The organism is Inquilinus limosus (assembly GCF_051487185.1).
GTDB lineage: Bacteria > Pseudomonadota > Alphaproteobacteria > DSM-16000 > Inquilinaceae > Inquilinus > Inquilinus limosus_F.
In genome coordinates, this window is the sequence record NZ_JAHVDK010000083.1 from 1 (window position 1) to 1130 (window position 1130).

Sequence of the window (1130 nt, forward strand, 5' to 3'; positions counted from 1 at the left end):
CGTGGCCTCGGTTCAACGGGTGGAAACGCATGCCTCGATCGTCTTCCTCGCCGGCGGGCACGCCTACAAGCTGAACCGCCCCGCTCGACCCCCGCCACCCCGCCTATCTCATCTACACCTCAGGCTCCACCGGGACGCCAAAGGGTGTGCTGGTGCCGCACCAAGGCGCGGTCAATCTTTACCGGTGGTATGCCCAACAATATCACCTATCCTGCGACACTCGCGTCCTCGTCATCTCGTCTTATGCCTTTGATTTAACACTCAAGAACTTTTTTGCACCGCTGATCTCGGGCGCGCCGATTGTCCTCGGGCCGAACGTGCTGCTTGACGGGCAGCGGCTCGCACGGCTCATTCACGCATCACAAGCTACTCTCCTGAATTGCGCTCCGTCGCAGTTCTATGTCCTGACCGATGGCATTGCCGAAAGGGCAACAACACTTCGCACCCTCAAGCTTGCAATTCTTGGCGGCGAGAGCATCAAGGCCGATGCACTTCGAGCAATCGGTTCATCTGTTCCAGGGCTGCGCTTCATCAATAGCTATGGGCCGACGGAGATCTCAGATGTCTGCGTCGACTCCCAGATTGAACTTCAGGACGAAGGAGAGCTCGTCACCACTCTTGGTTCGCCGATCTGGAACACGCGGGCGTATGTGCTTGATGCTGCGCTTCGTCCGGTGCCGGCGGGGGTGGTGGGGGAGCTGTACATTGCGGGGGCGGGTCTGGCGCGGGGATACCACGGGCGGCCGGGGCTGACGGCGGAGCGGTTCGTGGCCGATCCGTTCGGGGTCGCGGGAAGCCGGATGTACCGCACGGGCGACCTCGCCTGCTGGCGGGCCGACGGGGTCCTGGAGTTCCGCGGCCGGGCCGATCATCAGGTCAAGATCCGCGGCTTCCGGATCGAGCCGGGCGAGGTCGAGGCGGCGTTGCTGGCCGATCCAGCGGTGGCGCAGGCGGCGGTGGTGGCGCGTGAGGACCGGCCGAGGCAGAAGCAGCTGGTCGGCTATGTCGTGGCCCGGGCCGGGGCGGCGGTCGAGCCGCAGGCGCTGCGCCGGATGGTGGCCGAGCGGCTGCCGGATCACATGGTGCCGGCGGCGGTGGTGGTGCTGGCGGCGCTGCCGCTGACCCCGAAC

The 1130-nt window shown here is 65.5% G+C and carries 1 pseudogene; it reads left to right on the forward strand.

What is annotated here, in order from left to right:
- Nucleotides 1-92: 92 nt before the first annotated feature.
- Nucleotides 93-1130 (forward strand): annotated as a pseudogene (locus tag KXR53_RS35500) (amino acid adenylation domain-containing protein); the annotation flags it as partial.